At 71.5% G+C, this 20,808-nt stretch carries 22 protein-coding genes and 1 pseudogene; 10 read left to right on the top strand and 13 right to left on the bottom strand.

The annotated features are described in order from the left end of the window. Positions 1 to 38: 38 nt before the first annotated feature. From J2N69_RS21365 to J2N69_RS21350, 4 genes are all read left to right on the top strand, one after another. The gene (locus J2N69_RS21365; protein ID WP_230902208.1) at positions 39 to 1,064 is read left to right on the top strand and encodes an AraC family transcriptional regulator; all 1,026 of its coding nucleotides are present in this window, start codon (positions 39 to 41) and stop codon (positions 1,062 to 1,064) included. A 96-nt stretch (positions 1,065 to 1,160) separates the two neighbouring features. After that, positions 1,161 to 2,321, top strand: a complete 1,161-nt coding sequence (locus J2N69_RS21360) for a lipase family protein (RefSeq protein ID WP_230902207.1) — start codon at positions 1,161 to 1,163, stop codon at positions 2,319 to 2,321. A gap of 249 nt (positions 2,322 to 2,570) precedes the next feature. Further along, the gene (locus J2N69_RS21355; protein WP_230902206.1) at positions 2,571 to 3,545 is read left to right on the top strand and encodes a molybdopterin-dependent oxidoreductase; all 975 of its coding nucleotides are present in this window, start codon (positions 2,571 to 2,573) and stop codon (positions 3,543 to 3,545) included. Between the two features lie 53 nt (positions 3,546 to 3,598). After that, positions 3,599 to 4,069 (top strand): MSMEG_6728 family protein, encoded by a 471-nt coding sequence (locus tag J2N69_RS21350; RefSeq protein ID WP_230902205.1) that lies wholly within the window; start codon positions 3,599 to 3,601, stop codon positions 4,067 to 4,069. Here the strand turns inward: J2N69_RS21350 and J2N69_RS21345 are convergent. Then, entirely contained in the window at positions 4,033 to 5,130 is a 1,098-nt protein-coding gene (locus J2N69_RS21345) for a methyltransferase (RefSeq protein WP_230904808.1), read from the bottom strand. The genes J2N69_RS21350 and J2N69_RS21345 overlap by 37 nt on opposite strands. A 130-nt stretch (positions 5,131 to 5,260) precedes the next feature. Next, a complete protein-coding gene (locus J2N69_RS21340) occupies positions 5,261 to 5,686 on the bottom strand; it encodes an ATP-binding protein (RefSeq protein WP_230902204.1) in 426 nt (141 codons plus the stop codon). 266 nt (positions 5,687 to 5,952) lie between these two features. On the opposite strand from J2N69_RS21340, the pseudogene J2N69_RS21335 reads away from it, so the two are divergent. From J2N69_RS21335 to J2N69_RS21320, 4 genes and pseudogenes are all read left to right on the top strand, one after another. Then, positions 5,953 to 6,105, top strand: a pseudogene (locus J2N69_RS21335) (transcriptional regulator); the annotation flags it as partial. After that, entirely contained in the window at positions 6,102 to 6,353 is a 252-nt protein-coding gene (locus J2N69_RS21330) for a DUF397 domain-containing protein (RefSeq protein WP_230902203.1), read from the top strand. The pseudogene J2N69_RS21335 and the gene J2N69_RS21330, both read left to right, overlap by 4 nt. Before the next feature lie 19 nt (positions 6,354 to 6,372). After that, a complete protein-coding gene (locus J2N69_RS21325) occupies positions 6,373 to 6,654 on the top strand; it encodes a DUF397 domain-containing protein (protein ID WP_230902202.1) in 282 nt (93 codons plus the stop codon). 1 nt (position 6,655) lies between these two features. Next, the gene (locus J2N69_RS21320; RefSeq protein ID WP_230902201.1) at positions 6,656 to 7,552 is read left to right on the top strand and encodes an aminoglycoside phosphotransferase family protein; all 897 of its coding nucleotides are present in this window, start codon (positions 6,656 to 6,658) and stop codon (positions 7,550 to 7,552) included. Between the two features lie 11 nt (positions 7,553 to 7,563). Here the strand turns inward: J2N69_RS21320 and J2N69_RS21315 are convergent, their stop codons facing one another. After that, complete coding sequence (locus J2N69_RS21315) at positions 7,564 to 8,973, bottom strand: MFS transporter (RefSeq protein WP_230902200.1); 1,410 nt, start codon at positions 8,971 to 8,973, stop codon at positions 7,564 to 7,566. A gap of 231 nt (positions 8,974 to 9,204) precedes the next feature. Between J2N69_RS21315 and J2N69_RS21310 the strand changes: the two genes are divergently transcribed. Beyond that, positions 9,205 to 10,104 (top strand): helix-turn-helix transcriptional regulator, encoded by a 900-nt coding sequence (locus tag J2N69_RS21310; protein WP_230902199.1) that lies wholly within the window; start codon positions 9,205 to 9,207, stop codon positions 10,102 to 10,104. Here J2N69_RS21310 and J2N69_RS21305 read toward each other — a convergent pair whose 3' ends face one another. From J2N69_RS21305 to J2N69_RS21275, 7 genes are all read right to left on the bottom strand, one after another. Then, positions 10,105 to 11,637, bottom strand: a complete 1,533-nt coding sequence (locus J2N69_RS21305) for an alpha/beta hydrolase (protein ID WP_330166825.1) — start codon at positions 11,635 to 11,637, stop codon at positions 10,105 to 10,107. It abuts the gene before it with no gap. A gap of 398 nt (positions 11,638 to 12,035) precedes the next feature. Next, positions 12,036 to 12,656 carry a TetR/AcrR family transcriptional regulator gene (locus tag J2N69_RS21300; protein WP_230904807.1) on the bottom strand — a complete coding sequence of 207 codons (621 nt, stop codon included), beginning with the start codon at positions 12,654 to 12,656 and terminating at the stop codon, positions 12,036 to 12,038. 213 nt (positions 12,657 to 12,869) lie between these two features. After that, positions 12,870 to 14,246, bottom strand: coding sequence for a dicarboxylate/amino acid:cation symporter (locus tag J2N69_RS21295; protein ID WP_230902197.1), 1,377 nt, complete (start codon positions 14,244 to 14,246; stop codon positions 12,870 to 12,872). 393 nt (positions 14,247 to 14,639) lie between these two features. After that, the gene (locus J2N69_RS21290; protein ID WP_127911926.1) at positions 14,640 to 14,933 is read right to left on the bottom strand and encodes a DUF4229 domain-containing protein; all 294 of its coding nucleotides are present in this window, start codon (positions 14,931 to 14,933) and stop codon (positions 14,640 to 14,642) included. 104 nt (positions 14,934 to 15,037) lie between these two features. Next, positions 15,038 to 15,562: a GNAT family N-acetyltransferase gene (locus J2N69_RS21285; protein ID WP_230902196.1), complete on the bottom strand. Its 525-nt coding sequence runs from the start codon at positions 15,560 to 15,562 to the stop codon at positions 15,038 to 15,040. A 110-nt stretch (positions 15,563 to 15,672) separates the two neighbouring features. Then, positions 15,673 to 16,836 carry an aminofutalosine synthase MqnE gene (gene mqnE / locus J2N69_RS21280; RefSeq protein WP_127911924.1) on the bottom strand — a complete coding sequence of 388 codons (1,164 nt, stop codon included), beginning with the start codon at positions 16,834 to 16,836 and terminating at the stop codon, positions 15,673 to 15,675. A gap of 69 nt (positions 16,837 to 16,905) precedes the next feature. Further along, a complete protein-coding gene (locus J2N69_RS21275; RefSeq protein WP_127911923.1) occupies positions 16,906 to 17,361 on the bottom strand; it encodes an Lrp/AsnC family transcriptional regulator in 456 nt (151 codons plus the stop codon). 133 nt (positions 17,362 to 17,494) lie between these two features. On the opposite strand from J2N69_RS21275, the gene J2N69_RS36410 reads away from it, so the two are divergent. Further along, positions 17,495 to 17,620 (top strand): hypothetical protein, encoded by a 126-nt coding sequence (locus J2N69_RS36410; RefSeq protein ID WP_269075620.1) that lies wholly within the window; start codon positions 17,495 to 17,497, stop codon positions 17,618 to 17,620. Between the two features lie 82 nt (positions 17,621 to 17,702). On the opposite strand, the gene J2N69_RS21270 is transcribed toward J2N69_RS36410, so the two are convergent. Genes J2N69_RS21270 through J2N69_RS21260 form a run of 3 tightly spaced genes read right to left on the bottom strand, consistent with a single transcriptional unit; the run spans position 17,703 to position 20,765 of the window. Beyond that, entirely contained in the window at positions 17,703 to 18,404 is a 702-nt protein-coding gene (locus tag J2N69_RS21270; RefSeq protein WP_230902195.1) for a UbiX family flavin prenyltransferase, read from the bottom strand. Between the two features lie 7 nt (positions 18,405 to 18,411). After that, positions 18,412 to 19,317 carry a menaquinone biosynthesis prenyltransferase MqnP gene (mqnP, locus tag J2N69_RS21265; RefSeq protein ID WP_230902194.1) on the bottom strand — a complete coding sequence of 302 codons (906 nt, stop codon included), beginning with the start codon at positions 19,315 to 19,317 and terminating at the stop codon, positions 18,412 to 18,414. Further along, the gene (locus J2N69_RS21260; RefSeq protein ID WP_230902193.1) at positions 19,314 to 20,765 is read right to left on the bottom strand and encodes a menaquinone biosynthesis decarboxylase; all 1,452 of its coding nucleotides are present in this window, start codon (positions 20,763 to 20,765) and stop codon (positions 19,314 to 19,316) included. Before J2N69_RS21260 ends, mqnP begins: the two co-directional genes overlap by 4 nt. Positions 20,766 to 20,808 lie beyond the last annotated feature (43 nt).

Below are 20,808 nucleotides of genomic sequence, written 5' to 3'. Positions count from 1 at the left end.
CCTGGGCGCTCAGCGCGGCGGGCGCTACCGTCGTGTACATGGCCAGGCGGACGATCACCGTGCACCATGTGCGGGCCGTGCTGCGCGGCGCCGAACGGCACGGCCTGGACACCGTGCCGCTGCTGCGGGAGGCCCAGATCCCGCCGCTGCTCCTCGGCGACGACCGGGCCCGCGTCACGGCCCCGCAGTTCGCGCGGCTCTTCCGGGGGCTGTACCGCGCCACGCAGGACGAGTTCCTCGGCCTCGGCTCCGCCGTCAGCAGGCCCGGCACCTTCGCCATGATGTGCCACGCCTCGCTGGGCTGCCGGGACCTCGGGGCGGCGGTGCGGCGCGGCGTCACGTTCTACGGGCTGTTCCCCGGCGGTCCCGACCTCGTCCTGGAGAGCCGGGACGGGGAGGCCGTGTTCGGTGTCCGCAGCGACCACGAAGAGGACTACTTCCTCGCCGAGTGCCTGGTCATCATCTGGCACCGCCTGTGCAGCTGGCTCGTCGGCCGCCGCATCCCGCTGCGCTGGGCGGAGTTCCGGCATCCGCCGCCCCCGCACCAGGACGAGTACGAGGTGCTGTTCGGCTGCCCCGTGCGGTTCGGGGCGGAGCGCACCGGCGCCGGGTTCCCCGCGCACTGGCTGGACGCGCCGCTGGTCAGGGACGAGGCGGCGCTCGACGAGATGCTGCGCCGCGCCCCCTTCGAGCTGCTCAGCCGCCGCGAGTACGGCACGACGGTCGCCGAACAGGTGGGCCGTGCCCTCGCGCGGTCCCTGCGTTCCTCGCCGCACCTGCCCTCGCTCGGTGAAATCGCGGCGCGGCTCGCGGTGAGCCCGGCGACGCTGCGCCGCCGCCTCGCCGAGGAGGCCACGTCGTACCAGCGGCTGAAGGACGCGGTGCGGCGGGACGCGGCGATCGCGGGCCTCGCGGAGGGCGGCGAGCCGATCGCGGAACTGGCGGCGCGGCTCGGCTTCTCCGAGGACACGGCCTTCCACCGGGCATTCCGCCGCTGGACGGGGACGACGCCGGGGGCGTACCGGGGTGGAACCGCGCCTGCGAGCCGGGGTCAACGAAGCTGAGCGTCCCGGTCAGCCCTCTCCTTACTCACCGGTCACTACCGTCGTACACCCAAGACCCCCAAATCCCCGATCTCCGCGTACCGTTGGGAGAGCCGCATGCACATACGCACCAGCTGCCGGGCGTGGGCCGTGGTGGCCGCGCTCGGCCTGTCGGCCGTCGTCCCGCTCGGCACCGCCCACGCCGAGGAGCGCGCCCCGGCCGCCCCCGGCGACATCGTGCGCTCCGAGCCGAGCGCCTTCCACCCCCTGCCCGGGCAGCCGACCAACACGAGGGCCTGGAAGGTCCACTACCGCTCGACCTCGGCCACGGGCGCCCCCACCACCGTGTCCGGCACGGTCATCGTGCCGCAGGACGGCAGGCAGGGCCCGCGCCCCCTGATCACGTACGCGGTGGGGACGGTCGGTGTCGGCGACCACTGCGCGCCCAGCGCCAACTTCCCGAAGGGGACCGCACTGGAGGCCAACCTCATCCAGCAGCTCACCCTGCGCGGCTGGGCGGTGGCCGTCACGGATTACGAGGGTCTCGGCACCCCCGGCGACCACACCTACACGGTGGGCCGCTCGGCCGGTCAGGCGATGCTGGACGCGGCCCGCGCCGCGATCCGCCTCCCGGAGGCGGGCCTCGGGGAGCACACCCCGGTCGGCATCATGGGCTACTCGCAGGGCGGCCAGGCCTCCTCGTGGGCGGCCGAGCTGCACGGTTCGTACGCCCCGGAACTCGACGTCAAGGGCACGGCGACCGGCGGTGTCCCCGGCGACCTGATGGAGGTGGCGGAGTTCAACGACGGTTCGTACGGCTCGGGTCTGATCTTCATGGCGGCGATCGGCCAGAACGCGGCCTTCCCCGAGCTACGGCTCGACTCCTACCTGAACCCGGCCGGCAAGGCGCTCCTCGGCGCCATGCGGAACAGCTGCGTGGCGGACGGCGCGGTGCTCGGCGCCTTCAAGACGATCGACTCGATGACCACGAAGAACCCGCTGGACGAGCCCGACTGGCGGCAGCGGCTGCGGGAGTCACGGGTCGGCGCGCACAAGCCGGCCGCGCCCGTCTACCTCTACCACGCGCTCGCCGACGAGCTGATCCCGTACGGCGTGGGCAAGCAGGTCCGCAAGGACTGGTGCGCGCGGGGCGCGGACGTGGAGTGGCACACGATTCCCCTCGGCGAGCACGTCAGCGGCGTCATCACACAGTCGCCGCTGGCGACACGGTGGCTGGCGGACCGCTTCGAGGGAAGGCCGTCACGAGCCAACTGCTAGCCGACACAGGCGAGTTGGGGCGGCCCTGCAACCCCGGGGGCCGCCCCGCACCCGCACCGAAAAAGAAGTGGGCGGCTCCGCCCCGCCCCTCGTAGGATCGGGAGGTTCGTCCGCAGGACTACGAGAACCCGGGGGGGGAATTCTCATCGTGCTCCTGGCACCCACCGCACTGACCCTGGCCCTGCCGCTCCTGTTCCTCCTGGCGATGAAGGCGTCCGACGGGGGCCGCCTGGCGGAGGACTCCGCCCGGTGACCGCGCCGCCGGCACCCCCGCCCGAGGACCCCTCGCACGCCGACCCCGCACCCGGCCCCGACTTCGTCACGCCGGTCGACCACGTCTTCGTACGCAAGCACCTGGGCATCCCGCGGATCGACGCCGCCGCCTGGACGCTGACCGTCGAGGGCCTGGTCGGACGGCCCCTGCGCCTTGACCTGCCCGCCGTCCTGGCGCTGCCCGCCCGGCAGCTCACGGCCGTCCACGAGTGCTTCGGCAGCCCGCTGCGGCCCGACGTGCCGACGCGCGCGGTGGCGAACATCGAGTGGACGGGCCTTCCTCTCTCCGCGCTCCTGGACCGCGCGGTCCCGCTGCCCGCCGCCCGGCACGTGGTCTTCGAAGGCGCGGACACCGGCTCCTTCGACGGGGTGGACGGCCTGTCGTACGTCAAGGACCTCCCGCTGGAGACCGCGCACCGACAGGTGTTCCTGGCCCACCGCATGAACGGCGACCCGCTGCGCGCCCGGCACGGCTTCCCGTTGCGCGCCGTGGTGCCCCGCATGTTCGGCACGAACTCCGTGAAGTGGCTGACGCGGATCGTCCTGACGGACGAACGCCCGGAGCACATGTTCACGACGACCTTCTACACCCGAACGCCGCCCGGCACCGACACGCCGCAGCCGGTGCGCGAGGTCGACGTCAACAGCAAGCTGCTGACACCGGCACCGGGCGCGCGCCTGCCGCACCCGTCGGTGGCTTTCCGGGGCCGCGCCTGGAGCACCACGGAGGTCGTGCGCGTCGACCTTTCCGTGGACGGCGGCCCCTGGGAGCCCGCCACCCTGGACGCCCTGGGCGCCGACCCGACCTGGCAGGGCTTCTCCCTGCGCCGCTCGCTGGCGCCGGGCCCGCACACGGTCCGCTCCCGGGCCCGGGACGCGGCGGGGCGCGTGCAGCCGCCGCCGGAGGCGCGGAACTGCGTCCATGAGGTGGCGTTCACGATCAGGGGGTAGTGGGGCGGAGGGCCTGGGGTATGGGGACGGGCCTGCCGCGGTAGGCCTTCAGCGTGCAGACCTTTCTCCCTTACTCCGACTTCACGCGGTCCGCCGCGGTCCTGGACCGGGGGCGCCTCGGCAAGCAGCGGGTCGAGGCCCTCCAGGTGCTGCGCGGCCTGACCGTGCCGGGCTACGGATGGCGCCACCACCCCGCGGTACGCATGTGGACCGGGTATGAGGAGGCCCTGGTCCGCTACGGCCTCGACGTGTGCGCGGTGTGGGTGCGGGAGGGGCGCGCCGACACATGTGCCGCCACGCTCGTCACCGACTTCACCCGGCACCGTCCGGGCGCCGCGGTGCGCGCCCAGCGCGAACTGGCCGACGCCGGCGAACTCCCTCCCTGGCTAGGAGACCCCGCCTTCCACCGCAGCCACCAGTCCGCGCTGAAACGCAAGGCGCCGGAGATCTACGCCCCGCTCTTCCCCGAAGTCCCCGACGACCTGCCCTACCTCTGGCCGGCCTCCGACCGGGACTCCTCGTAGCGTTCCCGGCCCTCAGCGGGTACGGGGGACACGGGCTCGGTCTCTATGACGGAGAACGGCGCCGCCTCCCTCAGTGGCGTGACGGAGGTGACGCGCAGGCCAGCGCGGGCGCAGACGTCCTCGAAGTCGCGGCGGGTGCGTTCGCGGCCGCCGACGTTCACCAGCATGTTGAGGTCGCTCAGGTGGGTGAGCGCGGCCTCGGTCAGGCCGGGTTCGGGCCCCGGGTCCGCGACCTCGGGGAGCACGGGCTCCAGGATCAGGACGCGGCCGCCGGGCGGCAGCGCCTCGCGGCAGTGGCCGAGGATCGTGACCGCCTGGTCGTCGGTCCAGTCGTGCAGGATGCTCTTCACCAGGTAGGCGTCCACGCCCTTCGGCACCGAGCGGAAGAAGTCCCCGGCGACCACGGAACAGCGGCCGGTCAGCCCATGCCGCGCCAGCGTCTGCGGAGCCTGGGCGAGCCCCTCCTCCGTGTCGTACAGGACACCGCGCAGCGCCGGGTACGCGGCGAGCACCCCCGCCAGCAGCGTGCCGTCACCGCCGCCCACGTCGGCGACCGCCGTGAACCGGCCGAAGTCGTACGCGCGGGGCAGCGCGGCGGCGGCCTCCCCCGCGGCCTGGCTCATCGCCGCGTTGAACTCCGCCGACAGCTCCGGGTGCCGGGCCAGGTGGCCGAAGAAGTCCGTGCCGAAGACGCCGTCGAAGGCGGTCTTCCCGGTACGGACGCTGCCGTCCAGGTGCTCCCAGGCCCGTGTCAGCGCCGGATCGGTGAACATCCGTACGAACGACGTGAGCGAGTCGGCCCGGCCGGGGTCGAGCAGCGTCCCCGCGCGCGTCACGGAGAAGGTCCCGGGCGCGTGCTCCCGCACCAGGCCCAGGCCGGCCAGGGCCCGCAGCAGCCGCGTCATGGACTGCGGCTCGGCTCTCGCGTCGGCGGCGACGTCGGCCGCCGCGCGCCGCCCGTCGCCGATCAGCTCGACGACCCTCAGGCTGATCGCCGCGCGCAGGGTCTGCGCGGCCATGCTTCCGAACGCGATGCGGACGATGAGGTCACGGTCGGCCATGTCTGTCTCGACGTTCACCACGGGCAGCTGCCCTCCATGTCTTGTCGCCTGCTGGGGCGTTGGACGGTCACCCTCACCATCGCCCACTCCCGCGCCCGTGTCTTGGACGAAAGTTCCGCGCGGCAGCCGGTCACACCGTCAGCTCGGCCCAGACCGCCTTGCCGACCTTCCGCTCGGTGACACCCCAGGCGGTGGCCAGCGCGGCGACGAGGCGCAGCCCGCGCCCCGCGTCGTCCTCCGCTTCGCCGGGCCGGCAGCGGGGCAGCCGGTCCCCGCGCGCGTCGGCGACCTCGATACGCAGCGTGTTCGGCTCCCGCCGGGTCAGCCGCAGCTCGAAGTCCCGCCCGGCGACCCGGCCGTGCGTGATGGCGTTCGCCGCCAGCTCGGCCACGATGAGCGCGGCCGCGTCGGACACGTCGCCGCCGTGGGGGAACCCCCAGGCGTCCAACTGGTGCAGGGCCAGCCGCCGGGCGAGGCGGGCGCCTCTGGGGGTGGCGCTGAGCAGCTGCCGGAACGCGGTGAACTCTCCCGTGGGGGTGGAGATTCGCTGATTCATGTCACTGAGCGTGGTGGGTCGGTTCTACGCTGACCAGGTACGACACCTCGACGCCGGGTACGTGTATGAGCACGAGGGCTTGGCTGTACGAGGCGTCGACCGTGACCACGCGAAGGCGGTACGGGGCATGGCGATGAGGGACCACGAGGTACGCCCGGAGCGGCCTTCCCAGGCAGACGGCACGGCGCACCTTTTCAGCGCCCTGGGCAAGCAGATCAAGGTGCTGCGCGAGCACACGGGGATGAGCCAGCGGGGCGCGAGCGTCCATCGCGTATACGGAGGTTCAGGGTTATCCCCGGCTGATCACTGACGTGGAGGAGGTCAGGCTGATCGCAGCTCGTTATGGCATCCTTCGCTCGCAGGCACTCAACGCCCAAGAGTCCTTGGCCCTGATTGAGAAGATGCTGGGGGAACTGTGAACGACGCCAAGTTCGACTGGTTCAAGAGCAGCTACAGCGGCGGGGAAGGCGGCTCGTGCCTCGAAGTCGCTTATAGCTGGCGGACATCGAGCCACAGCAGCGGAGGCGGCGGCGAATGCGTGGAGGTAGCCTCCTGCCCTCACGCCATCCACATCCGCGACTCCAAACAGCACGACGGCACCGGCCCCATACTCACCGTCACGCCCACCCCCTGGACCCACTTCCTCGCCTACGCCACCACCGCATGACACCGATGCTGGGGGAACGATGAACGACACCGAGCCCACCTGGTTCAAGAGCAGCTACAGCGGCGGCGAAGGCGGCACCTGTCTCCAAGTCGCTTACACCTGGCGGAAGTCGAGCCACAGCGGCGGCGCCGGCGGCGAATGCGTCGAGGTAGCCCCCTGCCCTCACGCCATCCACATCCGCGACTCCAAGCACAAGCCCGAGGACGACGGTCCCCTCCTCACCGTCACCCCCACCCCCTGGACCCACTTCCTCGCCTACGCCACCGCCAGTGCCGCCACCGCCACCACACCCACCCTCTGACATGCACAGCGACCGCACCCCCGACGCCTCCCTGATCCACGCCCTGCTCAAGGACCAGCACCCCGACCTCGCGGACCTGGACATCCACCCGCCCATCCGAGGCTGGGACAACGAACTCTGGCGGCTCGGTGGTGAATTGGCGCTGCGGCTACCCCGTACGGAACGTGCCCCCACCCTCATCCGCAAAGAGCACCGGTGGCTGCCGGAGCTGGCCATGCGGTTGCCGCTGCCCGTGCCGACGCCCCTGCGCCTCGGTGAGCCCTCGGTCCTCTTCCCGCAGCCGTGGACCATCGTGAAGTGGCTCAAGGGCGTACCGGCGGACCGTACGCCGCTCAGCCCCGCGTACGGCGGCCACGCGGCCGACACCCTCGCGGCCTTCCTGCGGGAGCTGCACGAGCCGGCGCCCGCCGACGCGCCGTCGAACCCGTACCGCACCGCGCCGCTCGACACGCTCACCGAGGCGTTCGAGCAACAGGCGCGGGAGGTCGCCGAGGACGTACCGCCCGGCGTGTGGGCCGTGTGGGCGGACGCGGTGGCGGCGCCGGGCCCGCAGGGGCCGCCCGTGTGGCTCCACTGCGACCTGCACCCGGCCAACGTCGTCGTCACGAACGACACCCTCGCCGGGGTGCTGGACTTCGGCGAGCTGTGCGCGGGCGACCCGGCCGTCGACCTCGCGGCGGCGTGGATGCTGCTGCCGGACGGCCAGGCGTCCCGTTTCTTCGCGGCGTACGCGTACGCGGACGACGCGGCGATCCGCCGTGCCCGGGGGCGGGCGATCCTGCACAGCCTCGCCCTGATCGGCATCGGCCGCGCCGGCGAACGCGGCCTGCCCGGCGGCAAGACCACGTGGGGTCATGCGGGCCGGGCGGCGCTGCGCCGGGTGGTCGCGGACAGCTGACGGAGGCCGGGTCAGTCCCTGGGCAGCAGCCACGCGGCGAGGGCGGTGGTGGCGCACAGGGTGAGCCCCGCGACCAGGAGCCCGACCCGCATGCCCGGCAGGGAGAACGTGCCGTCCGCGCCCGCGAGGAGGGCGCCGAAGAGGGCGACGGACAGCGCGTCGCCCGTCTGACGCAACGAGTTGAGGAGCCCGGAGGCCGTGCCCGCGCGCTCGCCGGGCACGCTGTCGATGAGCTGCGCGGTGAGCGCGGGGACGGCGAGCGCGCCGCCGATGCCGGTCGGGACGAGCAGCGCCAGGATGAGCCACAGCGGAGTGTGCGCTGTCAGCGGCAGCAGGGCGAACATGGCCACGGCCAGCACCGCCTGGCCGATGACGACGACCCGGCGGCGGCCGATGCGCTCGGCGAGGCGCGGCGAGACGAGGTTCGTGCCGGTGACGAAGGCGGCCATCGGCACGAACATCAGGCCCGCCGTGACGCCCGACATGCCGCGCAGCTGCTGGTAGTAGAGGCCGAGGAGGAACGTCACGCCGTAGAACCCGGCGTTGACCGCGAACCCGACCGCGAGGGCCACCGACACCTGCCGCTGCCGCAGCAGCCCCGGCGGAACCATGGGCGCGCGGTGCCGCTTCTCGGCGGCGTGGAAGGCGTACGCGGAGCCGACCGCCACGGCGGCCGCGGTGAGGACGGACGGGTGCGTCCACCCCAGGTGCCCGCCCTCGATGACGGCGAACGCGAGCCCGGCGAGGGCCAGTACGGCACTCACCTGCCCCGCGAGGTCGAGCGGCGCCGGGCGGCGGGGCGAGCGGGCGGTGCGGGCCAGGAGCGCCAGGATCACCGCGCCGACCGGCAGGTTGAGGAGGAAGACGGCGCGCCACCCGGCGGTCTCCGTCAGGATGCCGCCGAGCACCGGCCCGACCGCGACGGCCGCCGAGCCGCCCACCGTCCACAGCGCGATGGCCCGGGCCCGGCGGCGCGGATCGTCGTACGCCTGGCGGATCAGGGCGAGCGAGGCGGGCATCACGATCGCGGCGGCCCCGCCCTGCGCGACGCGGGCGGCGATGAGCGAGCCGATGCCGGGCGCGAGGGCGCAGGCCAGCGAGGCGGCGGTGAACAGCCCGACACCCCAGGCGTACGCCCGCCGCGCCCCGGCCCGGTCGGCGAGCGCCCCCGCGGAGAGCATCAGCGCGGCGAACATGAGCGTGTACGCGTCCACGACCCACTGGAGGCCGGCCATGCCGCCGTGCAGGGAGGCGCGGATGTCGGGCAGCGCGATGTTCACGGCGGTGACGTCGATGGTGATGACGCTGAAGCCGAGCAGGGACGCGAGCAGGGCGGCGGGCGACCCCGAGCGGCGAGAAGCGACGGAGGGGCCGGCCTCCGTACGTATCGGACCCGGGACGGGCGTGAGCGTGACGGACATCGTGCTCCTACGGTGGGGCCCACTGCGGGGCGGACAGGGAGGTGACGTGAGCGCGGGCGGGGACGGCCACCGGGACCGCGGCCCGGCGACGACGCGCCCCCTGGGCCCCGGTGGCCGTGCCGCCCGCGACACCCCTCACTCTGCGCCCGGCACGGCCGACGCGGCAGACCGCCGTGTTCCTGGCCCTGACACGGCCCCCCACGGCCGCGGCCCGCCGAGGACAATGGACGGATGACGGACAGCACACCGCACGCCACAGCCGCGGCCACCGGCACCGGCACGGGCACGGGCACCGAACTCGGCAGATACCTCCGCGCGCGCCGCGCCCGCGTCACCCCCGCCGAAGCGGGCCTCCCGGCGGGCACCGGGCTGCGCCGCACGCCCGGCCTGCGCCGCGAGGAACTGGCGACCCTCGCCGGAGTGAGCGTCGACTACTACACGCGCCTGGAGCGCGGCCGGGAGACGAACCCCTCCCCCGCCGTCATCGACGCGCTGGCCCGTGCCCTGCGGCTGACGGACGACGCCCACGAGCGCCTGCACGAACTGGCCGAGCTGGCCTCGGGCCGCCTGACGGAACCGCACCCCACGGCCGACGACACGGTCCACGAGTCCACGCTCCGCATGCTGGACGCCCTGGCCCCGCTGCCCGCGTACATCACCAACCGGCACAGCTACATGCTGGCCGCCAACGCCCCCGCCAAGGCGCTGCTGCCCGGCCTGTGGGAGTGGCCCGCCGAACAGCGCAACCTCACCCGCTACCTCTTCCTGCACCCGGTGGGCCGCACGCTCTACCAGCCGTGGGAGGAGACGGTCGCCACGTCGGTCGCCCACCTGCGCGCGGTCGGCGGCACGGACCCGGACTCGCCCCGCCTGACGAACCTGGTCGGCGAACTCCTCCTCAAATCCCCGGAGTTCGCTCGCATCTGGGAGCGCTACGAGGTACGCGAACGCGGCGGCGGCACCAAGTCCTTCGCCCATCCGCGGGTCGGCGCGATGACCCTCACGTACGAGGTGATGAAGCTCGCGAGGACGGGCGGCCAGCGCATGGTGGTCTACCAGGCCAAGCCGGGCTCCCCGGACGAGAAGGCCATGCTCGCGCTCACGCCGGCCGACGAAACCGCCACGGCCTGATCACTCCTGGGCCCGCGTGTCGACCGGACACGAACTGCCGCTCTTCGGCGTCTCCCCGTACAGCAGGAAACCGTTCACCTTGTCGTGCACACAAACGGACCCCAGGTAACCGGTGTGCCCGTCACCCTTGTTGTCCAGGACGACGGCCTGGGAGCCGAGGCGCCGCGCGGTCTCCTCCGTCCAGCGGTAAGGCGTCGCGGGGTCGCCGCGCGTGCCGACGAGCAGCAGCTTCGGCGTCTTCACGTCCCGTACCCGCTCACGGATGAAGTCGGTCCCCGCGGGACGCCCGAAGCACAGCAGCACCGGCATCAGCATCGACTTGCCGAAGACGGGCGACGCCTCCTCGAACTCCTCGCGGAGCTTGCCCACTTCCTTCTCTATGCGCGCGGCGTCGGGCCGGTCGGGGTCATCGGCGCAGTTCACAGCCATGAGGGCGGCGGACATGTTGTCCATGGGAACATCCACACGCAGCCCGTCCGCGCCCCCCATGAGCCCGCCGCTCATCCGGATCAGCGCCCGCGGGTCCCCGTCCGCGAGCAGCGCGCCGAGGGCCTGCGACAGCGCGGGCCAGGCCTGCCTGCTGTAGAGGGCCTGACTGAGGACGCCGACGACGTCCTGTCCGGTGAACTCCTCGCCCTCCATGGACCTCAGCGGCATCTCGTCCATGTCGTGGATGAGCTTCACCATGCCGTCCCGCGCGGCCCGCGCGTCGGTGCCGAAGACACAACCGGGGTTGCCCGTGCACCACTCCAGGAAGTTGTCGAGGGCCGTCTGACGCCCTTCGGCGGTCACGAGGGACTGCTCGGCGACGGGCTCGGTGAGCGTGTCGACGCCGTCGAAGACCATCCGGCCGACCTTCTTGGGGAACTGGGCGGCGTAGACGGCGCCGAGGCGCGTGCCGTACGAGAACCCCAGGTAGTTGAGCTTCTTGTCCCCGAGGGCCTGGCGCATGACGTCCAGGTCGCGCGAGACGTTCACGGTCCCCATGTGGGGCAGGACGGGCCCGGACTTGTCCTCACAGACCTTGGCGGCCTTGCGCAGCTCGGTGAGCACGGCACCCGGGGACTGGTCGCCGAGACCGCTGTCCAGGGGGTCGGTGCCCAGGTCGCCGCAGCTGACGGGGTCGGACTGGCCCACCCCGCGCGGGTCGAAGGAGACGATGTCGTAGCCCTTGCTGAGGAATCCGAACTCCTTCTGCGACCCGGCGAGCGCGGAGACACCGGGCCCACCGGGCCCGCCGAAGTTCAACAGCAACGACCCGCGCGGCTCACCGCTCGCACTGGACTTCATCCGGATCATGGCGACCTCGACATCGCCGCCACGGGGGTCGGCGTAGTCGATGGGTACGCGCACCTTCCCGCACCGCACGTCCTTGGCGTGTCCGGTGGCTTCCGCCAGGGCCTCGGTCTCGCCCTCGCAGGCGGCCCATTTGATCTTCTGCGTGTAGTAGCGCGACAGGTCGGGCGACCCGCTCCGGTCACCGGCGGCACCGGACACCAGGCCCGGCACACCCGCTCCCACAACGGCCAGCACGGCTATACCGGCGACTTTTCCCCGCACGGCAACCAACCTCCCAGGGGTCTCCCCCTCGCCCCACCCTAAGGTCCCTCCCGCCCCTCCGCCTCTCACGCCCCCCCACAGCCGCAATCACACCCAAGAGGACACACCCCCCACCCGCAGCCGCAATCGCACGCGAGGAGGGGACACAAGCCCCACCCACCCGCAGCCGCACCGGCACGCGAGGGGACACGGGGGTATGTGCGCGCGGAGCACAGTGGTGGTGCATCCCCAGCCGATGAGCACCCAGGGTCCAAGGCCAAGATGGCGAGCACGGACATACCCCCGGGGCCCCGCCCCACAGCGAACCCGAGGCGCCCGTACGAAACGGCGGGCACGGACCGGGCCAGGCCAGGTCGGGCCGGGGGACAGGCCTAAGCCGAGCCCCACCCCCGCCCCTCCAGCATCCCCCCAAGCCCCACCCAGGCGAAGTTCATCAACGTGGCGGCCGCCTCCTTGGCGGACACCGACGCATCGGCATTGGCCCAGTCCGCCATCGACTCCGCCGCCCCCACCAACGCCTGCGCGAGCCCCGCCACCTCCCGCTCCGGCAGCGAAGGGTCCCCATGGGCCTCCCGCGCCGCCGCCACGACCAGCGACGTCACGAAGGCCACGACCTCCGCCCGCATCGCGGCGACCTCCGCCGCGAACGGCTCCCCCTGCGTACGCGCCTGCCCGTGCAGCACCGCCCACCCGTCGGGCCGCTCCGCGGTGTGCCCGAAGAACGCCCGCAGCCCGGCCCACAGCTGCCGGTCGGCGGAGTCTCCCCCGGCCGCGCCCACCCCGTCCCGCACGGCGTCGACGAGCGCGGCGGCCTCCCGCCGGATGCACGCGCCGAACAACTCCTCCTTGGAGTTCAGATACAAATACACCAGCGGCTTCGAGACCCCCGCCAGCTCCGCGATGTCGTCCATGGACGCGGCCCGGTACCCCCGCTGCCCGAAGATCCGCACCGCCGCGTCCAGCATCTGCTGCTCGCGCACGGCCCGCGGCATCCGCTTCTGCCGCCGCTTCTCGCCCACCCCGGCCCCCGCCTTCTCCCGCTCGCCGCCCGTTCACGGGTCAGCGTACGGTCACCGGAGAGGACCCCACGATTACCGGACCACCGGCCGCTCCAGGACACCGGACCCCGGACACGGAAAATCCCTGCCCCGGATCAACTCCGGGTCAGGGATCTCTCGTTGGCGGCGCGGTCGCGCCCGCGCCGCTCAGGCGGCCGCGGGCACCGTGGACCGCCCCGGCACCGTGTCCTCGACGGCGTCGAAGTCATCGAGCGGCGACGCCGAGGCATTCTCGTACGCCTCCCGGTCGAGGATCTTCTCGCGGGCGGCGACGATCACCGGCACCAGCGCCTGCCCGGCCACGTTGGTGGCGGTGCGCATCATGTCGACGATGGGGTCGATGGCCATCAGCAGGCCGACACCCTCCATCGGCAGCCCCAGCGTCGACAGGGTCAGCGTCAGCATGACGGTCGCGCCGGTCAGACCGGCCGTCGCCGCCGAACCCACCACCGAGACGAAGGCGATGAGCAGGTACTCCTTGACGCCGAGCTGCACGTCGAAGATCTGCGCGACGAAGATCGCGGCGATCGCCGGGTAGATCGCGGCGCAGCCGTCCATCTTCGTCGTGGCGCCGAAGGGCACCGCGAAGGACGCGTACTCCTTCGGGACGCCGAGCCGCTCGGTGACCTTCTGGGTGACCGGCATGGTGCCGACGGAGGAGCGGGAGACGAAGGCCAGCTGGATCGCGGGCCAGGCGCCCTTGAAGAACTGGACGGGGTTGACCTTGGCGACGAGGGCCAGCAGCAGCGGGTAGACGCCGAACAGCACCAGGGCGCAGCCGATGTAGATGTCCGCGGTGAACGTCGCGTACTTGCTGATGAGGTTCCAGCCGTAGTCCGCGATGGCGAAGCCGATGAGGCCGACGGTGCCGATCGGGGAGAGCTTGATGACCCACCACAGGGCCTTCTGGAGGAGCGCGAGGACGGACTCGCTCAGCTCCAGGATCGGCTGGGCCTTGTCACCGATCTTCAGTACGGCGACACCGGCGACGGCGGCCATGAAGACGATCTGGAGGACGTTGAGATCGGTGAACGGCGTGATGACGTCCGTCGGGATGATCCCGGTGAGGAAGTCGAGCCAGGAGCCCGCGTGCTCGGGGACCTTGCCGTCCTTGGGGGTGAGGCCGGTGCCGGAGCCCGGGTTGGTCAGCAGGCCGATGGTGAGGCCGATGGCCACCGCGATCAGCGAGGTGATCATGAACCACATCAGGGTGCGGGTGGCCAGGCGGGCGGCGTTGTTGACCTTCCGCAGGTTGGTGATCGACACCAGGATCGCGAAGAAGACGAGCGGGGCCACCGCCAGCTTCAGCAGCCCGACGAAGGTGCCGCCCACCTTGTCCAGGGTGGTGACGAGCCAGGAGACGTCGTAACTGCGGGCGATCCAGCCGAGTACGACACCGAGGACCAGACCGATGAGGATCTGCGCCCAGAAGGGGATCTTGAGGAAATTGGGTATCCGGGAGCCCGAATCGGGCTTCTCGGTCTGGCCGGCCTTCTCGGCGGGCGTCGCGGAATTCGCGGACACGGACACACTCCGGTGGGGAAAAGCAGGGGAAAGTCAGGGAGGGGACATACGGGAGCGGCGACCGCGACAGCAAGGAGTGCGCAGCTCCAGTGGAGCCGGTGCTTGCGCCGGTGGCGCCACTGCATCGGGGGTCACGGTTCAGACGTGACAGGCCGCGGACATGCAGCGGCAGAGGTCGACATGCAGGCGCGCCACGAGCGGGACGCTCATGGCGTGGTGGTGCGCTGCTGCTGTCTTCATGTCGAACACGTTAACACTCGCGCTTTGAGAACATCAAAGGTCTTGTTTGAGGTAAGGGCCGGACCGCGGCGCCGTCCGAGCCCCCGGAACGCACGGAACCCCGGTCCGGAGCGTGCCGCTCCGGACCGGGGTCCGAGGAGAGTGTGACGGAGGTTACGACCGCTGGGCACGCGCCAGGTCGTCCGCGGTGTCCTCCTGGGTGCGGTTGGCGTCCAGGCTGGCCTTGGCGCGGTCCACGCGCGCGACGACGTCCGCCGAGGCGCGGTCGCGCTCCTTGCGCAGCACGACGAAGCTGATGGGCGCCGAGACGACCAGCGCGAGCAGCAGGACCCACAGCAGGTTGGAGTCACCGAGGCCGCGCGGCAGCATCCCGGAGTAGACGAGGCCCCAGACGACCAGGAAGCAGCCCACGAAGATTCCGAGGCGCATCAGCGTGTAGCGGAGCATGTCAATCCACTCTTCCGTTCCGAAATGGGCCCGAGCTGGACGAGCCTCTCCAGTGAAGCATGGAAGGGGCCGTGACCGGCAAGGGGGTGCCGCTCCGGAGGGGGTTAATGCAGCGGCAGCAGCATCACGATCTCCTCCCGGTCGTCGCCGGGCGCGACCCGGATCGCGTCGGGGACCCGCCCGACCTCCTTGTATCCGCAGGAGGCGTAGAAGCGGTCGACGCCGGTGCCGCCCCGGCAGGTGAGCCGGATCGCCTCGACGCCCTCGAAGGTGCGGGCGGCGGCCTCGGCGGCGGCCAGCAGGTCGCGTCCGTACCCCTTGCCCTGGTGGCGGGGGTGGACCATCACCACGTACAGCCAGATCCAGTGCTTCATGAGGCGGTGCCGGTTGTGGGTGAGGAAGGCGGTCGCGGCGACGGCGCCGTCCTCGTCGTGGCCGACCAGGAGCCGGGTGCGGCCCTCGCTCAGCTCGGTCAGGCGCCCCAGCCACTCGGGGCGTATGTCGTCGGCGGTCACGGGCGGCAGGAAGCCGACGGCTCCGCCGGCGTTGGTGACGTCGGCCCACAGGGCGAGCACCCCGTCGCGCAGGGCGGGATCGATCTCCGGGTCCAGCGTGAAGGTAAGAGTCATTGGGCGAGGTTAGCCATTACGCACCCCTCGCCGCCAGGGAGAACGCGATCGAGCCCCGGCCCTGATGGGCCGGGGCTCGACGCTCACGACGGAGGACGGGCGGGGCGTCGTCAGAGCCGCATCGCCTGGGGCGTCTCGCGCAGCAGCGGGTCGGGGCCCTCGTACTCGCGGATCGCCTCGTAGCGCGTGTTCCGCTCGACCGGGCGGAAGCCGGCCTCGCGGATCAGTTCGAGCAGGTCCTCGCGGGTCAGCTTGTTCGGCGTGCCGAAGTTGTCGGCGTCGTGCGTGATCTTGTACTCGACGACGGAACCGTCCATGTCGTCGGCGCCGTGCTGGAGCGCGAGCTGCGTGGTGTGCAGGCCGTGCATGACCCAGAAGACCTTGACGTGCGGGACGTTGTCGAAGAGGAGGCGCGAGACCGCGAAGGTCTTCAGGGCCTCGGCGCCGGACGCCATGGTGGTGCGCGCCTGGAGGCGGTTCCTGACCTTGCCGTCCTTCATGTCCACGAAGTCGTGCTGGTAGCGCAGCGGGATGAAGACCTGGAAGCCGTTCGTCTCGTCCTGCAGCTCGCGCAGGCGAAGCACGTGGTCCACGCGGTGGCGCGGCTCCTCGATGTGGCCGTACAGCATCGTGCACGGGGTCTTCAGACCCTTCTCGTGCGCGAGGCGGTGGATGCGCGACCAGTCCTCCCAGTGGGTGCGGTGGTCGACGATGTGCTGCCGCACCTCCCAGTCGAAGATCTCCGCGCCGCCGCCGGTCAGCGACTCCAGACCGGCCTCGATCAGCTCGTCGAGGATCTCCGAGGCCGAGAGACCCGAGATCGTCTCGAAGTGGTGGATCTCCGTGGCGGTGAAAGCCTTCAGGGAGACGTTCGGGAGCGCCTTCTTCAGCTCGCTCAGCGAACGCGGGTAGTAGCGCCACGGCAGGTTCGGATGCAGGCCGTTGACGATGTGCAGCTCGGTGAGGTTCTCGCCCTCCATCGCCTTGGCGAGGCGGACGGCCTCCTCGATGCGCATCGTGTACGCGTCCTTCTCGCCCGGCTTGCGCTGGAAGGAGCAGTACGCGCACGAGGCGGTGCACACGTTCGTCATGTTGAGGTGGCGGTTGACGTTGAAGTGCACGACGTCGCCGTTCTTGCGGGTGCGCACCTCGTGGGCCAGGCCGCCGAGCCAGGCGAGGTCGTCCGACTCGTAGAGCGCGATGCCGTCCTCGCGGGACAGCCGCTCGCCGTCCCGGACCTTCTGCTCCAGCTCGCGCTTGAGACCTGCGTCCATGCCCTCGCCCTTACCTCTCCAGCGACCTACGACCTACGACAAACCTGCGCCAACGGTACGCCCCGGACCTCACTCCTCCTCGGGCAGCTCCCCGACCCGGTTCTCCCACTTGGTGGAGAGCACGATCGTCGTACGCGTCCGGGAGACCCCCCGGGTGCCGCTCAGCCTGCGGATCGTCTTCTCCAGGCCGTCCACGTCGCTCGCCCTGACCTTGAGCATGTACGAGTCGTCGCCCGCGATGAACCAGCAGTCCTCGATCTCGTGCAGGTCCTTCAGGCGCCGTGCCACGTCCTCGTGGTCGGCGGCGTCGGAGAGCGAGATGCCGATGAGGGCGGTGACGCCGAGGCCGAGCGAGGCCGAGTCGACCGTGGCGCGGTACCCCGTGATGACACCGGCCGCCTCCAGGCGGTTGATCCGGTCCGTGACGCTGGGCCCGGAGAGGCCGACGAGCCGCCCCAGTTCGGCGTACGAGGCGCGTCCGTTCTCCCGCAGGGCCTGGATGAGCTGCCTGTCCACGGCGTCCATAGGTGCGATGCCTTTCATTATTCAGCGATACCGCGAGTCTATGTGTAGAATCTAAGGCGCAACAGGGCTTACACCCTGCGAATCTTTCTCAATCTCAGCAGATCAACGACGATCCTTCAGGAGTGAGTCACCCGTGTACTCGATCGAGATGGCCTACGCCCGTATGCGCGAGCTTCAGGACCTGGCCAACCGCTCGCGTGCGCATGTCGCGGCGCCGCGGAAGGTGACCCGGAAGCTGCGGGGCGCCAAGAAGCGGTAGTCCCGCCGCGGGGGTGGGGATCGGTGCCGACTGCGGGTTCGTCTTGGTTGCTCGCGCCGTTCCCCGCGCCCCTTCGGGGCGCTCACCGGCCACCGGAAGCGCCCCCCAGCTCCCCTTTCCACCGGCGGTACAGGCTGTGCGGCACATCCGCCGCGTCCAGCACCCGCCCGGCGACGAAGTCCACCAGATCCTGGATGTGCGTCGCCCCCGCGTAGAACGCCGGAGAGGCGGGCAGCACGATCGCGCCCGCCTCGTCCAGGCTCACCAGGTGCTTCAGCGTCTGGCCGTTCAGCGGCGTCTCGCGTACGCAGACCACCAGCCGGCGGCCCTCCTTGAGCGTCACGCTCGCCGACCGCTGGAGCAGGTCCTTCGAGAGACCGAGCGCCACCCCCGCCACACACGCCGTCGACGCCGGCACGATCAGCATGCCCCGCGACGCGTACGACCCCGAGGACGGGCCCGCCGCCAGATCACCGGCCGCCCAGTACCGCACGTCGGCCAGGGCCTGTGGCGGCACGTCGAAGGTGTCCGGCTTGCCGTCCGCGCCCCGCGCGAGCCACTGCCGCAGATCCTCCTGCCAGTGCGCGTCCCGGAACGAGATGCCCGTCTCGTCGAGCAGCGTCAGCCGCGAGGCCCGCGAGACGACGAGGTCCACGCTCTGTCCGGCCGCGAGCAGCGCGCGCAGCACGGCGGCGGCGTAGGGGGTCCCGGAGGCACCCGACACCCCCACGATCCAAGGCCTACGCTCCGTATCTCCTGGGTTCACGCTGCGAAGCCTACCCATGGGGATTTCACACGGTGAGCCCGCGTACCAGCAGATCGAGCAGCGCGCACGCGAACAGGGCGATCCCGATGAAGCCGTTCACCTGGAAGAAGGCCCGGTTCAGGCGGGACAGGTCACGCGGCCTCACGATCGAGTGCTCGTACACGAAAGCGCCCGCCACGACCGCGAGGCCGAGCCAGAAGAAGATCCCCGCCCCGGTGTCGGCGGCGTACCAGACCAGGAGCGCCGTGGTCACCAGGTGGCAGCCGCGCGCGCCCCAAATGGCGGCCGGGATGCCGAACCGCGCGGGCACCGACTTCACGCCGACCTCGCGGTCCGTCTCCACGTCCTGGCAGGCGTAGATCAGGTCGAAGCCGCCGATCCAGACGCCGACCGCGAGCCCGAGGATGACGGCCTGCCAGGACCACTCGCCGGTGACGGCGATCCACGCGCCGACCGGCCCCATCGCCTGGGCGAGGCCGAGGATGGCCTGCGGGAAGTTCGTGAACCGCTTGCCGTAGGGATAGACCACCATGGGGATCACCGCGACGGGCGCGAGCGCCAGACAGAGCGGGTTCAGCAGGGCGGCGGCGCCGAGGAAGACGGCGAGCGCGATCAGCGCGCCCGTCCACGCGGACTTCACCGACACGACGCCGGTGACCAGTTCGCGGTGGGCGGTGCGCGGGTTGCGGGCGTCGATCTCGCGGTCGATGATCCGGTTCGCCGCCATGGCGAAGGTCCGCAGGCCCACCATGCAGACGGTGACCAGGAGCAGCCGCACCCAGTGGATGTTCTCGTCGACCTGGAACATCGCGGTCAGCGCGGCGATGTAGGCGAAGGGCAGCGCGAAGACCGAGTGCTCGATCATGACGAGCCGCAGGAACGCCTTGGTCCTGCCCGGCTGCCGCGGGAGCGCGGCGGAGGCCGAGGTCACAGTCCGTACTCCTTCCAGCGACGGTCCACCTTCGAGGCGGTCTCCGGGTCGGAGACGACCATCTCCGGCCAGCCGCCGTCGCGCGTGTACCCCTCCTCGGGCAGCTTGCGCGTGGCGTCGATGCCCGCCTTGCCGCCCCAGAACTGCTGATAGGACGCGTGGTCGAGGTGGTCGACGGGGCCTTCGACGACGGTGAGGTCGCGGGCGTAGTCGGTGTTGCCGAGGGCCCGCCAGGACACCTCGTGCAAATCGTGGACGTCGCAGTCCTTGTCCACGACCACGATCAGCTTCGTCAGCGACATCATGTGCGCGCCCCAGATGGCGTGCATGACCTTCTGCGCGTGCTTCGGGTACTTCTTGTCGATCGAGACGATCGCGCAGTTGTGGAAGCCGCCCGACTCCGGCAGGTGGTAGTCGACGATGTCCGGGACGATCACCTTGAGCAGCGGCAGGAAGAAGCGCTCGGTGGCGCGGCCGAGCGGGCCGTCCTCCGTCGGCGGGCGGCCGACCACGATTGACTGGAGCAGCGGACGCCTGCGCATCGTCACGCAGTCGATCGTCAGTGCGGGGAACGGTTCCTGCGGCGTGTAGAAGCCGGTGTGGTCGCCGAAGGGGCCCTCGGGCAGCATCTCGCCGGGCTCCAGCCAGCCCTCGATGACGACCTCGGCGTGCGCGGGCACCTGGAGCGGGACCGTCTTGCAGTCGACCATCTCCACGCGCCGGCCCTGGATGAACCCGGCCAGCATGTACTCGTCCATGTCACCGGGGAGCGGCGCCGTCGAGGCGTACGTGACGGCCGGCGGGCAGCCGAAGGCGATCGCGACGGGCAGCTTCTCGCCCCGGCGGGCGGCCACCTGGTAGTGGTTGCGGCTGTCCTTGTGGATCTGCCAGTGCATGCCGATGGTGCGCTTGTCGTGGCGCTGGAGGCGGTACAGGCCGAGGTTGCGCACCCCGGTGTCCGGGTCCTTGGTGTGGGTCAGGCCGAGGTTGAAGAACGAGCCGCCGTCCTCGGGCCAGGTGAAGAGCGCGGGCAGCCGCTCCAGGTCCACGTCGTCGCCGGTGAGGACGGTCTCCTGGACGGGGGCCTCCTTGACCTTCTTCGGCGGTACGTGCGTCATCGCGCCGAGCTTGCCGAACGCCTCGCGCACCCCGACGAAGCCGTGCGGCAGCTCCGGCTTGAGGAGGCCGCCGATCTTCTCGCTGATCTCGCCGTACGACTTCAGGCCGAGCGCCTTCAGCAGGCGGCGGTCCGTCCCGTAAACGTTCATCGCCAGGGGCATCGCCGAGCCCTTGACGTTCTCGAAGAGGAGCGCGGGGCCGCCGGCCTTCTGCACCCGGTCGACGATCTCACCGACCTCCAGGTACGGGTCGACCTCGGCCTTGATGCGCTTGAGATCGCCCTCGCGCTCCAGTGCGCGGAGCAGGGAGCGAAGATCGTCGTAAGCCATGCGTTCCAGTATCCGGCACCGGTTACCCTGGCCCCGTCACCGG

Origin of the sequence: Streptomyces huasconensis (genome assembly GCF_021028635.1) — a bacterium.
In the GTDB taxonomy this organism is placed as follows: domain Bacteria; phylum Actinomycetota; class Actinomycetes; order Streptomycetales; family Streptomycetaceae; genus Streptomyces; species Streptomyces huasconensis.
Note: the sequence above shows the minus strand (reverse complement) of the source record. Positions and strands in the feature narration are given on the sequence as shown.

Bases quoted from the DNA above. Each gene is read 5' to 3' on its own strand.
- J2N69_RS21315 (WP_230902200.1), bottom strand. From the start codon at position 8,973: ATGTCCGTCACGCTCACGCCCGTCCCGGGTCCGATACGTACGGAGGCC.
- J2N69_RS21345 (WP_230904808.1), bottom strand. From the start codon at position 5,130: ATGGCCGACCGTGACCTCATCGTCCGCATCGCGTTCGGAAGCATGGCC.
- J2N69_RS21300 (WP_230904807.1), bottom strand. From the start codon at position 12,656: ATGCCGCGGGCCGTGCGCGAGCAGCAGATGCTGGACGCGGCGGTGCGG.
- J2N69_RS21270 (WP_230902195.1), bottom strand. From the start codon at position 18,404: ATGGGTAGGCTTCGCAGCGTGAACCCAGGAGATACGGAGCGTAGGCCT.
- J2N69_RS21325 (WP_230902202.1), top strand. From the start codon at position 6,373: ATGAACGACACCGAGCCCACCTGGTTCAAGAGCAGCTACAGCGGCGGC.
- J2N69_RS21365 (WP_230902208.1), top strand. From the start codon at position 39: ATGGCCAGGCGGACGATCACCGTGCACCATGTGCGGGCCGTGCTGCGC.
- J2N69_RS21290 (WP_127911926.1), bottom strand. From the start codon at position 14,933: ATGCTCCGCTACACGCTGATGCGCCTCGGAATCTTCGTGGGCTGCTTC.
- J2N69_RS21320 (WP_230902201.1), top strand. From the start codon at position 6,656: ATGCACAGCGACCGCACCCCCGACGCCTCCCTGATCCACGCCCTGCTC.
- J2N69_RS21310 (WP_230902199.1), top strand. From the start codon at position 9,205: ATGACGGACAGCACACCGCACGCCACAGCCGCGGCCACCGGCACCGGC.
- J2N69_RS21360 (WP_230902207.1), top strand. From the start codon at position 1,161: ATGCACATACGCACCAGCTGCCGGGCGTGGGCCGTGGTGGCCGCGCTC.
- J2N69_RS21260 (WP_230902193.1), bottom strand. From the start codon at position 20,765: ATGGCTTACGACGATCTTCGCTCCCTGCTCCGCGCACTGGAGCGCGAG.
- mqnE (WP_127911924.1), bottom strand. From the start codon at position 16,836: ATGGACGCAGGTCTCAAGCGCGAGCTGGAGCAGAAGGTCCGGGACGGC.
- J2N69_RS21285 (WP_230902196.1), bottom strand. From the start codon at position 15,562: ATGACTCTTACCTTCACGCTGGACCCGGAGATCGATCCCGCCCTGCGC.
- J2N69_RS21340 (WP_230902204.1), bottom strand. From the start codon at position 5,686: ATGAATCAGCGAATCTCCACCCCCACGGGAGAGTTCACCGCGTTCCGG.
- J2N69_RS21275 (WP_127911923.1), bottom strand. From the start codon at position 17,361: ATGGACGCCGTGGACAGGCAGCTCATCCAGGCCCTGCGGGAGAACGGA.